This window comes from Mycobacterium alsense (assembly GCF_002086635.1).
Classification (GTDB): Bacteria; Actinomycetota; Actinomycetes; order Mycobacteriales; family Mycobacteriaceae; genus Mycobacterium; species Mycobacterium alsense.
The window spans coordinates 83,063-97,718 of sequence record NZ_MVHD01000004.1; the positions used below are offsets into that span (position 1 = coordinate 83,063).

12 protein-coding genes are annotated in these 14,656 nt (G+C 66.1%); 5 read left to right on the forward strand and 7 right to left on the reverse strand.

Annotation, left to right across the window (positions count from 1 at the left end; all coding sequences use genetic code 11):
• Positions 1–2: 2 nt before the first annotated feature.
• Positions 3–1,208, reverse strand: coding sequence for a sodium-dependent bicarbonate transport family permease (locus BST11_RS04325; RefSeq protein ID WP_083136757.1), 1,206 nt, complete (start codon positions 1,206–1,208; stop codon positions 3–5).
• A gap of 623 nt (positions 1,209–1,831) precedes the next feature.
• On the opposite strand from BST11_RS04325, the gene BST11_RS04330 reads away from it, so the two are divergent.
• Both BST11_RS04330 and BST11_RS04335 read left to right on the forward strand, forming a co-directional pair.
• The gene (locus tag BST11_RS04330) at positions 1,832–3,184 is read left to right on the forward strand and encodes a salicylate synthase (RefSeq protein WP_083136758.1); all 1,353 of its coding nucleotides are present in this window, start codon (positions 1,832–1,834) and stop codon (positions 3,182–3,184) included.
• Between the two features lie 112 nt (positions 3,185–3,296).
• Entirely contained in the window at positions 3,297–4,301 is a 1,005-nt protein-coding gene (locus tag BST11_RS04335; RefSeq protein WP_083136759.1) for an acyl-ACP desaturase, read from the forward strand.
• A 3-nt stretch (positions 4,302–4,304) separates the two neighbouring features.
• Here the strand turns inward: BST11_RS04335 and BST11_RS04340 are convergent, their stop codons facing one another.
• The 4 genes from BST11_RS04340 to BST11_RS04355 form a co-directional block, all read right to left on the reverse strand.
• Positions 4,305–5,468, reverse strand: coding sequence for an NDMA-dependent alcohol dehydrogenase (locus BST11_RS04340; protein WP_083136760.1), 1,164 nt, complete (start codon positions 5,466–5,468; stop codon positions 4,305–4,307).
• Between the two features lie 110 nt (positions 5,469–5,578).
• Positions 5,579–6,373: an SDR family oxidoreductase gene (locus BST11_RS04345; RefSeq protein WP_083136761.1), complete on the reverse strand. Its 795-nt coding sequence runs from the start codon at positions 6,371–6,373 to the stop codon at positions 5,579–5,581.
• A 248-nt stretch (positions 6,374–6,621) separates the two neighbouring features.
• Positions 6,622–7,254: a TetR/AcrR family transcriptional regulator gene (locus tag BST11_RS04350; protein WP_083136845.1), complete on the reverse strand. Its 633-nt coding sequence runs from the start codon at positions 7,252–7,254 to the stop codon at positions 6,622–6,624.
• Between the two features lie 51 nt (positions 7,255–7,305).
• Positions 7,306–8,430, reverse strand: a complete 1,125-nt coding sequence (locus BST11_RS04355) for an NAD(P)H-dependent amine dehydrogenase family protein (protein WP_083136762.1) — start codon at positions 8,428–8,430, stop codon at positions 7,306–7,308.
• A 140-nt stretch (positions 8,431–8,570) separates the two neighbouring features.
• On the opposite strand from BST11_RS04355, the gene BST11_RS04360 reads away from it, so the two are divergent.
• Positions 8,571–9,716 (forward strand): ABC transporter substrate-binding protein, encoded by a 1,146-nt coding sequence (locus BST11_RS04360; RefSeq protein WP_083136763.1) that lies wholly within the window; start codon positions 8,571–8,573, stop codon positions 9,714–9,716.
• On the opposite strand, the gene BST11_RS04365 is transcribed toward BST11_RS04360, so the two are convergent.
• Entirely contained in the window at positions 9,708–10,781 is a 1,074-nt protein-coding gene (locus BST11_RS04365) for a dihydrodipicolinate synthase (RefSeq protein ID WP_083136764.1), read from the reverse strand. The two genes, BST11_RS04360 and BST11_RS04365, sit on opposite strands and share 9 nt — an antisense overlap.
• A 114-nt stretch (positions 10,782–10,895) precedes the next feature.
• Here BST11_RS04365 and BST11_RS04370 point away from each other — a divergent pair, with 114 nt between their 5' ends.
• The gene (locus BST11_RS04370; RefSeq protein ID WP_083136765.1) at positions 10,896–12,134 is read left to right on the forward strand and encodes a cytochrome P450; all 1,239 of its coding nucleotides are present in this window, start codon (positions 10,896–10,898) and stop codon (positions 12,132–12,134) included.
• 81 nt (positions 12,135–12,215) lie between these two features.
• Here the strand turns inward: BST11_RS04370 and BST11_RS04375 are convergent, their stop codons facing one another.
• On the reverse strand, positions 12,216–13,253 hold the full coding sequence (locus BST11_RS04375) for a dihydrodipicolinate reductase (RefSeq protein ID WP_083136846.1): 1,038 nt from the start codon (positions 13,251–13,253) through the stop codon (positions 12,216–12,218).
• A gap of 312 nt (positions 13,254–13,565) precedes the next feature.
• Here BST11_RS04375 and BST11_RS04380 point away from each other — a divergent pair, with 312 nt between their 5' ends.
• Positions 13,566–14,639, forward strand: coding sequence for a spirocyclase AveC family protein (locus BST11_RS04380; protein ID WP_083136766.1), 1,074 nt, complete (start codon positions 13,566–13,568; stop codon positions 14,637–14,639).
• Positions 14,640–14,656: the final 17 nt, after the last annotated feature.

Genomic DNA, 14,656 nt, shown 5'->3' on the forward strand with positions numbered 1-14,656 from the left:
GATCAGGCGCCCGGGAACAAGTGCCCGACGAGGCGGACGATCTCGATATAGAGCGGGATCCCGATGGTGACGTTGTAGGAGAACGTCAGACCCAGCGACGCGGCCAGCGGCAGGGTCGGGCTCGCCTCGGGGATCGCCAGCCGCTGCACGGCCGGCACGGCGATGTAGGACGCCGCGCCACACAGCACCGCGAACAGCACGTACGTTCCCGTCTTGAAGTCGGTGTGGGTCAGGTGGGCGTAGCCGTAGGCGACGAAGATCCCCAGCGTGGCAAACAGGTTCGGCGCCAGCAGACCGAAGAAGATGAAGCCCGGGCCCGCGGCGCGCAGGTCCTTCAGCTTCCGCGCGGCCGTCATGCCCATCTCGAGCAGGAACAGGCACAACACGCCCTGGAACGCCAGGACGAAGAACTTGTCGTCGTCGGCGACGACCTTTTGCCCCTGCAGCCCGCTGACGAGGCCGATGACGATTCCGCCGAAGAGCAGAACCAGCCCGGGGTTGAGGAAGACCTCTTGCAGGAGCTCGCGCGAGAAAAGGGCCATCCTCTTCGCCGTTGCGGCCGGGGCGACCTCGCCGGCCTCGGTGGGGGTGCGGTCCAGTTCGTGCTCCCCGTCCAGGCTCTGGCCGGGTGCGGGCCGGTCCGCGGCGCCGGGCCCGACGGAAACCCCGGCCGGGGGCGGGTAGCCGGGCTCGCCCGGCAGGCGACCCGCCGAGTCCATGCCGCGATGCCGCAGTCGCGCCACCAAATACAGCGCCACCAGGCAGCCTGGAATCTCCATGACGGCCAGCATCACCGGCATGAACGCGTCGAAGGCGATGTTGACGGCGGCCAGGACGGCCACGCAGGTGGCGAACGTGCCCGCCGAATCCGAGCCGTAGTACCCCGCGACCGTCGCCCGGTCGACGCTCTTGAGCGAGCTCACCAAATTCAGTAGCAGGTAGGCGATTCCGCCGATCATGACGTTCAGCACGAAACCCAGCACCATGAATCCCACGATCGCCCCGACGCTGGAGGCGCTGACTTTGGCGAGTTCCTCCCCACCGTGCCAGCCGATGGCCAGCAGCAGGTACATCGTCAAGCCCTGGTAGAGCACGTGGGGAAATTCGAACCGCACCTTCAAAACCGGGATCGAGAACCCGAAGTAGAAGAACAGCAGCAGCGGCTTGAACAGGTTGTGCGTGAAGTTGTGCCAGAACTCTTGCAGCATGGGTGCCTCTCGTTTTGAAGCAGCGATCCCGGGCGGCGACAGCCCGGGATCGGGGCAAAACGTAACCCGGCCGGCGAGGGCCCGCCACTCGGACACGCGGGAGAAAACCCGCATGTCCAGCGCCCATCCAGAGCCGACGTGCCGAAATCGTCGACTTTGCTGACACCCGTGGCCACAGCCGCGCTGGTCGGACCGCATGAGGCGCGAAAAGTGTGAATTCGCTGCGTCTTTTCTTCAGACTCACTGTGGGGATAACGGGATTCGACGCATGGGGAAATCAAGTATGGCCAGCCGGCGAACTTTTGCATAACGGCGCTATCGGGGTCGAAGGCGAACGAAGCGAGGCGATTTCACGCCGGCTTCCGTTCGGTCGGAAGCCACACGGCGGGCCGTCGGTGACCGCGGCCGGTCGCCCCCAAGCGGACCGATGCGTGCCCTGCGACCACGGCGGCCAACGGTGGAGGCGCCTCACCGACGATCACACCCGGCCGCGCCGGCGTTAGCCGCGGTGGGCGCCGACGATCGTCATTAAGTTTCGGTAAACGCTGCGCGACGGCGGCGTCGCGCGGGCGCCCGGGGCCCCGGTTGTCGTTATTAGATAGGTTAGGCTACATTTACTTACCGTGACCGAGGTCAGCGTCGAGACGAGTCCCGCCGGCACCACGTCACCGTCGATTCCCCTGCCCCCCGACGTTCATCCCGCCGACCTGGCGGCCCAACTGGCCGCGGCGCTGCCGGAGCGACTGGGTGAGGAGTACCTGCTCTACGAGCGCGACGGGGAGTGGGTGCTGGCCAGCGGGGTGCGGGCGATGGTGGAGCTGGACAGCGACGAGCTGCGCGTCATCCGCGACGGCGCGACTCGGCGGCAACAATGGTCCGGCCGGCCGGGGCCGGTCCTGGGCGAGGCCATCGACCGGCTGCTCCTGGAAACCGACCAGCTTTTCGGCTGGGTCGCCTTCGAATTCGGCGTCTACCGCTACGGGCTGCAGGAGCGACTGGCACCGAAAACACCGTTGGCGCGGGTGTTTTGGCCCCGGGCCCGCATCGTGGTGACCCCGGAGGCGGTTCGCCTCGATGGCGCCGAACCCGGCGACCGCGCCGCGGTCTGTGAACTGTTGACGAACGGGGTGCCCGGTGTGCCCGACGCGCGCGAGGTCGACGTGACCGCGGACCCGTCGCGCTTCCGCGATCGGGTGGCGGCGGCCGTGCGGGAGATCGCGTCGGGCAAGTACCGCAAGGTGATCCTGTCCCGATGCGTCAAAGTCCCTTTCGCAATGGACTTCCCGTCCACCTATCGACTGGGCCGCCGGCACAACACCCCCGTGCGGTCGTTCCTGTTGCGGCTGGGCGGCATGCGCACCGTCGGCTACAGCCCCGAGCTCGTGGCGGCCGTTTACCGCGACGGCGCCGTGGTGACCGAGCCGCTGGCCGGCACGCGGGCGCTCGGTCGTGGGGTGGTGCGCGATCGTCAGGCGCGGGACGAGCTGGAATCGAACTCCAAAGAGATTGTCGAGCATGCCATTTCGGTGCGCAGCTCGCTGCAGGAGATGACCGAGATCGCCGAACCGGGTACCGCGGTGGTCGCCGACTTCATGACGGTGCGGGAACGGGGGAGTGTGCAGCATCTGGGTTCCACCGTCACCGGGCGGCTGGACCCGTCGAGCGACCGGATGGACGCGCTGGAGGCGCTGTTCCCGGCCGTCACGGCGTCGGGCATCCCGAAGGCGGCCGGGGTCGAGGCCATCCTGCGCCTCGACGAGGGCCCGCGCGGGCTGTACTCCGGTGCGGTCGTGATGGTTTCGGCGGACGGCGGACTGGACGCGGCGCTGACCCTGCGGGCGGCCTATGAATGCGACGGGGAGACGTGGCTGCGGGCCGGCGCCGGAATCATCGGGGAGTCCGACTCCGAGCGCGAATTCGAGGAGACCTGCGAAAAGCTCTCCACGCTCGCGCCCTATCTGATCGCACGGCAATAGCCACCGTCCCGGCCGGCGGCGCCGGGGACTTTCGGCCCTAGTTGGGCCACTCCCACCGTGTCATCTTGGTGTAACCACCCGACACAGATAATAGGGAGGCTCCGTGTCCGGCATGACGAATCTGCAGCTACTCCGCGAGCTCGAACCCGTCGTCGAGCAGCTGCTCAACCGCCATTTGTCGCTGTTCAAGGAATGGCACCCGCACGACTACGTGCCGTGGTCGGACGGCAAGAACTTCTACGCCCTGGACGGTCAGGACTGGGAGCCCGGGCAGAGCCGGCTCTCGGACGTAGCACAAGTGGCGATGGTGCAAAACCTGCTGACCGAGGACAACCTGCCCTCGTACCACCGTGAGATCGCGATGAACTTCGGCATGGACGGCCCGTGGGGACAGTGGGTGAATCGGTGGACCGCCGAGGAGTACCGGCACAGCACGGCGCTGCGCGACTACCTGGTGGTCACCCGCGCGGTCGACCCGGTCGAATTGGAGAAGCTGCGCATGGAGCAACTGACCCGCGGGTTCAGCCCCGGCCAGAATCACCAGGGCGACATGTTCGCCGAGAGCCTGTTCGACTCGGTCATGTACGTGTCGTTCCAGGAATTGGCCACCCGCGTCGCGCACCGCAACACCGGCAAAGCCGCCAACGACAGCATCGCCGAGCAGTTGATGGCCAGGGTGTCGCACGACGAGAACCTGCACATGATCTTCTACCGAGACGTCAGCGCCGCGGGCCTGGACATCGCGCCCGACCAGGCGATGCGCTCGCTGCACCGAATCCTGCGCAACTTCAAGATGCCCGGGTTCACGGTGCCGGAGTTCCGGCGCAAGGCCGTGATCATCGCGGTCGGCGGCGTCTACGACCCGCGCATCCACCTCGACGAGGTGGTCATGCCGGTGCTGAGGAAGTGGCGCATCTTCGAACGCGAAGACTTCGCCGGCGAGGCCGCCCGGATGCGCGACGACCTCGCCGTGCTGGTCAAGGAGCTCGAGGCGGCCGGCGACAAATTCGACGAGTCCAAGCAGCGCTACCTCGAGCGCGAGGCCCGCAAGGCCGAGAAGATCACCGCCGACAAGGTGCTGAAAACCGAAGGGACGCTGACGCTCAGCGGACGTTGAGCCTCACTCGAAGGCGATGACGCCGCGGATGTTCTTGCCGTCGCGTAGGTCTTTCATGGCCTCGTTGATATCGTCGAGCTTGTATTTCTGGGTGACCAGTTCGTCGAGCTTGATCAGGCCCGCCTCGTACATCGACAGCAGTTTCGGCATCGCCTCGCGCGGGTTCATCTCGCCGTACAGCACGCCTTTGAACGTCTTGCACGAGCTGACCATGTCAGTGAGGACCATCGGCACCATGAGGTCGGTGATCTTGGGCATCCCGGTCAGTACACACGTTCCGCCCTTGCGCACCAACATCATCGCCGTCATTATCATGTCCGCCGGTACGATCCCGGGTGAGAGCACGACCCGGTCGGCCATCACACCCCAGGTGATTTCCTTGACCAGCTCCAGCGCAGCAGCCGTGTCGGTGGCGGTATGGGTGGCCCCGAACGTCGGCGCGGCCGCGCGTTTGAATTCGTTGGGATCCACGGCGACGATGTGCTTGGCCCCGGCGACCTTCGCGCCCTGCACGGCGTTCATGCCGATCCCGCCGACACCGACCACGACGACGGTATCGCCGGCCTGGGTACCCGCTGCGACCGACCCTGACCCGAATCCCGTTGTCACACCGCAGGACACCAGCGAGGCCGCCTCCAGCGGGACCCAGTCGTGGACTTTGACCAGCGAGCGTTCGGACGCCACCACGTACTCGGAGAAGGTGCCGACCTGCATCATCGCCATGAGGTCTTCGTCGCCCAGGTGGCGACGCCGGGTGCCGTCGGTGGTCATCGCCTTGTCGTAGATGTCGGCGCCCACGTCGCACAGGTAGGTGTAGCCGCTGGCGCACCACCGACAGTGCCCGCAGGAGGGCAGAAATGAGATCGCCACGTGGTCACCGGGCTTCAGCGTCTTCACCTCGGGACCGACCGCCTCGACGACGCCGGAGCCCTCGTGCCCGCCGAGCATGGGGAACCATTCGGGCACCGGAAGGCCGGACGCCCGCATCATCTCTTCCATCTCCGCGGTCGGCACACTGTCACCGGTGTAGAAGTGCTCGTCGGAGTGGCAGATCCCCGCGTAGGCCATCTTGACGAGCACTTCACCCGCGTGCGGGGGATCGAGCTCTACCTCAGCGACCTCCCAGTCCAGGCCGACACCGCGCAACACCGCTGCTTTGGACTTCATAATGCCTCTTTCGTCAAGCGGATCCGATCAGGACGACGGCCAGCCGACAGTCGTTTCTTGGTAGAGTTCGAGCTTGACCTTGCCGTCGATGAGCACTCGCGATTCGTGGATCACCATTGCCGCAATTCCTTCACGGCCTCGGAAGCGCGCGGGGCGAGGGTCAGATAGGGGATGAAACTGCTGTTGCCGCAGCGGATGACGGCATTGACCACCTCGGTCAGATGCTCGGCGTCAACCAACCCGCCGAGCATGTACTTGTTGTCCATCCAGTACCTGATCGCCGTCTCCAGAACGTCGGGATCCCAGCTCTTGTTGAACTCGGTTTGCGCGTCGCCGGCGCCGCCCAGGCTGTCGCCCACGGCGAGGCAGGTGAAGCCGATCTCCGGGTGCTCGGCGCGCCAGGCCTCGACGAGCTTGTCCAGCGCGCCTTTGGTCACCGCATAGGCCCCCAGCATCGGCCACGGCGTCGTGTAGGAAGCGCTCAGTGACGACAGGTACACGGCCGAGCCCGCCGAGGCGGCCAGGTGCGGCGCGGCGGCCGCGGTGACGAGCGAGGCGCCGGTGACGTTCGTGGCGAACAACTGCGCCCATTGTTCTGCGGTGACCTCGCGCAGGGGCGCCAGCACGCCCATGCCGGTGGTGTACACCAGGGCGTCGAGACCGCCGAGCGCGGCGACGGCCTCCGCCATGGCCTTCTGACAGTGGGCGGCGACGGTGACGTCGCACGAGACGGCCACCGCACCGTTGCCGGCTTCCTCGGCGGCATCGACCAACCTGTCGTATCGACGTGCCAGCAGCGCGACGCGTGCACCGCGTTGGGCGAGTCCCGTGCCGATGCATCGGCCCAGACCGGAGGACGCGCCGACGACCGCGACCCGCAGCGGTAGCTGTCCCTTGTCAGACATAGTCAGACATTGTCAGACATCAAGTTTGGTGCTGACGGCACCGATGAACGCGACCCCGCCATCGAGAAGGTTCGGAGGCTCCATCAGATGGTCATCGACACTCACCGGGATCATGTCTTCAAGCCGCATGGGACTCCTTGCAGAGGGGTTGAGGGTGAGGCTATCAGTTCACAGAGCAACCATTTCGATTTACGGAAACCAGCGTTTCCGCGCCCGCGGCCGGCGGCAGTGCGCGTCAGTCACCACGATCACCGCCTCATTGCTTCTCGGGGCCCGACGGCGAAGGAGAGCAGCAACCGGTCGAGGATCTTTGCGGCCCGACGGCGCGCCTTGCTGGGATTTGTCGCATGCGCGACCAGGAGCGCGGCCTCCTCGAGCGCCGCGACCAACATGTGGGTCAATTCCCCGACGGGCTGGTCGTCGATGATGCCCGCCGCGATCGCCTCCCGGACCACTTCGTTGATGAGGGCAATGCTGTTGCCCTCCTGGATTTCGCGTAGTGTCTGCCAGCCCAGCACCACCGGTCCGTCCACGAGTATCACCCGCTGCACTGCGGGTTCGGTTGCGGCTTCGAGAAATCCGCGCAGACCACTCGTGAGCCGCTCCCACGGATCCGTCCCCGGCGGGGGAGCGGCGATGGACCGGAGGGTCAGGTCGTTCTCGACGTCCTCGAACACGGCGCGAAACAGCTCGGCCTTGTCCTTGAAGTGGTGGTAGAAGGCGCCGCGCGTGCCAACGCCCGACTGCGTCACGATGTCGCTGATCGTCGTATTGAAGAACCCGTGTTTCACGAAGAGTTCCCGACCCGCACCGATCAGGTCGCGACGGGTCTGCTCGCCACGCAAGCGACGATCATCGTCGGTCCCGCCACGCTGCGCCATGGCGACGATCGTAGCAACATTCAGCATGAATGTTGAGGGGGTACGGGCCGTTCAGCGGACGATCCCGCGAACGGTCATGAGCCCAAGTTCGGCGTGGGACTTGAATCCGGGCGGCGCGTCGCAAATGGCGGGAATGGCGTTCACGGGTTCCATCGCGGTCCAGGCGTAACCGATATAACCCGGTTTCGCGTGCGCTCGTGCCTCCTCGCTACCTCGCAGGATCAGCTCGGTGCCCGGCTCGCCGTCGATCACCACGCGGTAGTGGTAGTACGGCTCCCAATCGGGCTTCGGGTCGATGGCGTCGTGCTCGATGAACGAGTAGAGCTCGTGCAAGGTGATGAATGGCCTGCCCTCCACCCACGCCGTCCAGAGGTGATGCTGGGACGCGACGGTGCCCTTCTTGATCACACCCTTGAGGCCCGGCATGTCCATGTCCGGAGTCCCCTCATAGGGGATGTCGCGGGTGGCGGTGCCCAGCTCGACGTCCGTCGTGAACTTCTCCACGGTTTTGCCCAGCCCTTCGACAACCATCGTCAGCGACTGGGCGAACAACGACCACGCGTCTTGGAACAGGTTGCCCTTCGCGAACTCGGACGGCGTTTTTCCAAACCCCATCTCGTCCAAATACTTCAAGGTGTCCTTGTTGAAGTTCACCGCCTCGTAGATGTGGATGTGGTCGGTCTTGCCGACGATCCGGGCAAGCGTCAGAACGAGCAGGTCCGCCGCGTAGCCGGGGTGGATGCCACCCGCATGGAACGACGTGCCGCCGGCGTGGCACGCCGCTTCGATCTTGTCGATGTCCGCGCTGTTGGTTTCGGTCCGGTGCCACCACGCGCCACCGGAGGCGACGACGTTCTTTCCGCTGCGCAGCAGGCGACAGATCTCATCGACGTCCGACCAGAGTGGCGCGTAGAAGACGCAGTCGGCGTCCAGCGCCTCCAGGTCGGACTTGTCGGTGGTCGCGAGCACGCCGATCGGCGCGACTCCGACGAGCTCGCCGGCGTCCCTGCCGACCTTCTCGGGGCGATTGCAGAGCACCCCGACCACCTCGTAGAGGGGATTGTGCGCGAAGTGGCGCAGCGCCAACGTGCCGACATTGCCCATGCCCCACTGGATCACGCGGTACCTTTTCTCGGCGGCCTGGCGGTGAGATTCCAGCGGGGATGCGAGCGTCATGGCGTCTCCTTCCGGGCGGCTCCCACTCGAAAGCTACACCGCCAGAAGTCAGATATGCACTTTTCGTAAACCATTGTTTCCGATCTGTGGGGTTCGGGATCCGAGTCGGGCTCGCAACCTTCATCCGGTATGTTGCCGCTATGGCAGACGACGAGGTTCGCGCTTACGGTTCAGTCGCTCCGTTGAAAGTCGGTCTGCTCAACGACTATCCGACCACCGGCGATACCGACAACGACAGCGTCGACGCGCTGCGCCTGGTGATGGACGAAGCCCATGGCTCGGGGATGCTCGACCGGCCGATCGAACTCGTCACGCGCAATGTGGTCGGCCTGCCGAACGGAACCTATATCGCGGTCGAGCGAGCCTTCGACGAGCTCGTGGCCGAAGGCTGTCTTGCCGTCTTTGGCCCGTGGGTATCGGACAACGTGGTGCCGCTGCGTTCGCATGTCGAGGCCACCGCGCGGGTGCCGATTCTCACGCTCTCCGGCTCCGAGGGGGCGCTGGGCGAGTGGTGCTTCGCGCTGAACAACGGCTCGATGTCGGAGGAGCCGGTGATGCTGGCCGCGGTGATGATCGGCGACGGCCGGTCGCAAATCGCCATCGCCTACGAGGCGTCGCTGATCGGCAAGGAGTATCTCGCCTCCGCCGAGCGGGTCTACGACGCCGCGGGTTTGAAGATCGTGGCCACGGTCGCGATCCCCCAGGTGGAAGCCGACAAGTCCAGCGCGGTCGCCGCGCTGCGCGCTGCGCGGCCCGACGCGCTGGTGCACGTCGGGTTCGGGCACGGGCTGTGGGGTTTCACCGACGCGCTACTGGCCGCCGGCTGGGATCCGCCGCGGTACACGACGACGGCGTTCGAGATGGCGCATATCAGCGCCGAGTGGAGGCGGCACCTGTCCGGCTGGATCGGCCTCGACAGCTACGACGAGCGCAACGCGGTCGGGCAGGCCTTCCTCGACCGCTTCGAGGCCCGATATGGTCGTCGGCCCACACACTCGATGCCGGGCCTGTCCCACGACGCAGCCACGGTGATCGTGCGCGGGCTCGCCGCCGCGCGCCCGCTGACCGGGGAGGGCGTGAAGAACGGTATGGAGCAGGTGAAGCTCGTCCCGTCGGCCAGCGGCGCCCCGGGGACGTTCCTGCGGTTCGGCCGCTTCATCCGACAGGGCTGGATGGGTTCGGACTATCTCGTGGCCCGACGGATCCTGCCCGACGGCAGCGGGCACGTCTTCCATGCGTCGCCCAGCGATCACCTCGCACGCGCGGCCGCTCGTGCATCAGGCTAACCGGATCGCCCCGAACACCGGCGCGGTCACGATGCCGGGCGGCCGGGCGAGCACGTAGGGGATGGCGCGAATCGCGCCCATCGCGATCATCAGGTGGCCTGCCACGGCGTGCTGGCCGGCCGGCGCCGCAGTGTCTGAGCCCACGTCGAGCTGGAGTTCGAAGCTGGGTTCACCCTTGATGACCGCGCGGATCAGCGGCGCCTTCTCGCCGGGCGCCAGCGGTGCCATGCCCCACTGGGGAAGGTCGCGGGTGAGGACCCACTCCTCGTGGATGGCCAGCAGCGGGCGACGCGACCAGTGACCGACCCACGAGAATCGCTGTCCGACAACCGTTCCCGCATCGATCGTGCCGGCCGGAACCTCGATGTCGCGGGCCAGTGTGGTGGCGTCGACCGACACGTCGATGTGCGACAGGGTGATCCCGAGGACGTCGGCGGTGGCATTGAGAGCCTGACGGTAGGCCAAGTCGAGCTTCTTGATGATCGGGGAATCGATCCCGACATCTTCCGGCGGTCTGCCCATGCCCATCAGGTCCACGAGCATCGCCCGGCTGTCGACGGCCGAAACATCGGTGGCCTCGTAGAGGTCGATTCGGTCGATCGTCTTGCTCAGGCCCGTCACCGTGGCGACGAGCCGCTCGAACATGAAGCCGGGGTTCTCGCCCGCGGCGTGGAACCGTGACCCGCCCTGCCGGCAGGCATCGACGAACGCCGCCTCGGTTTCCGCGCCGTAGGTGGGCAGGTGGTTGTACGACGTCGTGGTGATGACGGTGCTGCCGGCCGCGAGCAGGCGACAGATGTCCTCCGCGTTCGTCTCGACGGCGTGGGCCTTGCTGGCCGCGTGGACGACGACGTCGGCTCCCGATGCGATGATCTCGTCCTTGTCCGTCGTGGCGATCACGCCCGTCGTCGGTGGCAATCCGCAGAGCGCACCCGCGTCGAGACCGGCCTTCGCCGGGTCGTAGACCAAGACCCCCACCAGCTGATAATGGGGATTCTCAATGAGCTCCTGCAGCGCCGCCCGGCCGACTGCGCCGGTCGCCCACTGCGCGACTCGAATGACCAATCGATCGCTCCAGGTTGTGCTTTCGCGGTTTTGCGGGGTCTGGTTGGTTCAACCTACATCATGTAGGTTTGCAACCGACGGAATGTAGGTTGCAGACCCCACGAGAGGTGGCACGTGGCGGAGCAGACGGTTACCGACGACGTCGAGCAGCGGATCCGTGAGGCGCAGAGAAAATTCAACGCCGGGATGGGTGCCGACGGTGACGCCACCCCGTACCCCCTGCTTCGCGAACTGCGCCGGAAGGCCCCGGTCCACCCGGGCTGGCCGGAGATGGGCGTTCCCGCGGACGGGCCGGACGGCAAGAAGACGTTCACGGCGTACTCGTTCGACGCCGTCAAGGCCGTTTTCACCGACAACATCACGTTCAGCACCCGCATCTACGAGGACATGGTGCGCCCGCTGCAGGGCCCGACGATTCTGGAGATGCAGGAGCCCGAGCACGCCACCTACCGCAGGTTGCACGAATTCGCGTTCGCCAGGTCGTCGATGAAGCGCTGGGACACCGAGCTCGTCGGCCCCCTGGTGGATCGCACGATCGCGAGATTCCGCGACAAGAAGCGCGCCGACTTGGTCGAGGCGGTGTTCATGCCGATACCGGTGCGCGTCATCGCGGCCCTGCTCGGGTTGCCGGAGTCCGACATCGGTGAGTTTCACCGGCTGGCCATCGACCTCCTGGGCTTTCGCGCCGACATGGAAACCGCGCTGAAAGCGTCGGCGGAGATGAAGGAGTACTTCGTCGGGGTGCTGGCGGATCGGCGCAAGTCACCGAAGGACGACATGGTGACCATCCTGTCGCGGGCCGAGATCGACGGCGTCAAGATGTCGGACGAGCAAATCTACGGGTTCATGCGCAATCTCCTGCCCGCCGGGGCGGAGACCACCTCGCGATCGACCGCCAGCCTCGCCCTGGGTCTTTTGACTCACACCGACCAACTCGACGCGGTGCGTGCCGACCGCGGCCTGTTGCCGCAGGCGATCGAGGAGGGCGTCCGGTGGGAGACGCCGCTGCTCAACTTCATTCGGGAGGTCAGCAGCGACACCGAATTCTTCGGGCTGCACATCCCCAAGGGTTCGACGATGATGGTGAACCTGGGCAGTGCCAACCATGACGAGACCCGCTGGGAAAACCCCGAGTCCTTCGACATTTTCCGGGAGCGCAAGCCGCACATCGGCTTCGGCCACGGCGCGCACGTGTGCCTGGGCATGCACCTGGCGCGGCTGGAGAGCACCAAGATCTTCAATGCGCTGCTCGACGAACTGCCGGGGCTGCGGCTCGACCCCGACGCCCCGCCACCGTACGTGAGCGGCACGATGTTCCGTTCGCCGCCGCGCCTGGACGTGGTGTGGGATTGAAAAACCCCGTCCGGATCGTCGTGGACTGGACGGAGCGCGGTGCTGCGGCTACCAAGCGGCCGCGCCGGACCCCACGGGGGGTTAGTCGGGGATGACGACGGGCCCGTTGCCGAAGCCCGTATGGCTGCGGATAAGTGGCAGATCCGCCATGGTGGCGAAACCGGCTGGCGCAGCGCAGATTGCGGGGATCGCGTTGACGACCTGCAGCGCAACGGCGACGAGGGCCGCCCGCACATGTTCCTCGACTGACGCCGGCCGCGAAAAGCTGGCCAGGCAGAAGAAGTGCACGCGCATGGATGGGTCCCCCTCGAGCGTGAGGGTCCAGCCGTCATCCGGTTTCGGCCAGTGCGCCGGGTATTCGCCGCCCACCGTCCACAGTGTTTCGAATTCGATGAGCGGCTCGCCGTTGCGGTGCCCGACGAAGTTCCAGCGCTGCCCGGCGGTCGTGCCCGCGCGCACGTGATGGTCGAAGATATCGAAATCCCTGGTGGCCGGCACCGCGTCGATGGTGACCGTGACGCCGTCGATCGCGGCGTTGAGCGTATCGGCGATGAACCAGGTCTGCTGGGTGAACAGGGCGGTGTTGAACGTCAGGAAGTCGTTGGCGGTCGGAGTGATGTCTTCGGTCGGTCGCCCGAACCACATTCCGTCGAAGGTGATGTCGGTGCTTTCCCACAGCGACCAGTCGGCGCGCTCCTGCAGGGTGAATCGATCGATGGAGCGGCTCATCCCGGACAGCGCCAGGGGCAGCACACCGGACAGGTTGCCCGGGTTGAGGCCGCTGGCATGGATCGTGCTGTTGCCCTTCCGACAGGCCGCCAGTAGCCGCCGACGGTCGGCTTCGCCGATCCGGCGGGGGTGGAAAAGGAACGAGACGGTCGCGACGTTCTTCCCGCTCGCCAGCAGCGCGCACACGTCGTCGAGGCTGGTGAACGACGGCGCGTAGAGCACGAGATCGGCGTCCATCGCCAGGATCTCGCCGACATCGGTGGTGGCGGCGACGCCGATCGGAGGTCGGCCGACCAGCGTCCCGACGTCGACACCGTTCTTGGAGTCGGAGTAGACGCGCGCCCCGACCAGTTCCAGGTCGGGCCGGCAGTCGAGGATCGTCTTGACCATCTCGGTGCCCACGGCTCCGGTGGCCCACTGGATGACTCGAAGCCTGCGGGAATTTGCGGTCAATTTCTAGACTCCCTTCGGATCTCGAATATGTTCGCAAAAGGCGGTGGATGCCGGTCGCTCCTAGCCCGCATCCTTGCGCCGAAGTTGAGCCGATTCTCGCATACGAGAATTAGGATTCTCCTCCAGACGGCGCAGGATCGCCGGTCCGGAGGAGTAGGCAAACTTGGCGAAAGGCTTGTTCGGATTTCGTGATGACGCATACCCTCGAGAGGTTGAGCGCATCCCGTCGGGTCGAAGGCAGGTTGTGGTATGGCGAATAGCGTTGACTCCACCACCAATTCGGCCCCTGTCCGGCCGGCTGGAGCGGGCGGATCGCCGTCGCTGTCCAGGGCGGGGTGGGCGCTGTTCATCGTCGCCTACCTGGCCTTCGCGGTCGTGACCGTCGCGACCCTCCAGTCCGGCACGCACGGCGATCCGCGGACCACCAACCCCCACCCGGGCGCGCCGCCGTATCCACCGTTCCTCGGCTTCGACAACTGGCCGTTGGCGGTCTCGTTCAGTTCCATTCCGATGGCGATCGGACTGATCGCCACGTTGGTCTGGCTCTCGGTGCGACAGCGCAAGGTGCACTGGTCGGTGGTGATCGCTTTCGCGGGCTTGGTTACCGGCGCCCTGGATCCGCTCGCCAATTGGGCGACTTTCGCCGTCTTCGATCCGCGCATGCTGCACTTCCCGCTGTCGTGGCCGTATGTGAACATCGCACCGAACCTCGAGCCCGCACTGTCGTTCCTCGGCGGCTATGCGGCCTACTATCTACTCACCGGGCTGGCGATCCTGCACCTGCACAATCGATTCCTGGATCCGGTGGTCCGTCGCACCGGTTGGCTTGCGCCCCGTCGGCTGCTCGGGGTCTTTCTCGGCGCGTTCGTCATTGCCCTACCGCTCAACGGGATTGTCCAGTTCACCTGGATGAGGTTCGGCATCTTCTACTACACCGAGGCGGTTGGCCCGACGGTGCGGATCGGCCACATCCATTTCCCCCTCATCATGGCGGTGTACGACTCGTTCATCTTCGCGATGGTCGCGGTGATGTGCGTCCGCGACGAGCGCGGTGAGCTGGTGCTGATCAACCGGATCGCCCGCCGGCTTCCGGCGCGACCGGGCCACGACAAGCACGACCAGGTGGGGCTGACGCGTCGGCTCGTCGTTTCGGCCGCAGTGGGTCTGCTGTCGTTCGCGATACCGCTGGCGGTGCTGGCCGGCCTGCGCTCTGCGGGGCTGTCTAAACCCGCTTACGAGCAGAACCCGTATCCGAATCTCAAGGTCTACGACCCCTACGGACATGTCGAGAAATCGGGCAAACCGGGGCCCTTCTATAAGTGAGCCACTTCGTTCGAGTC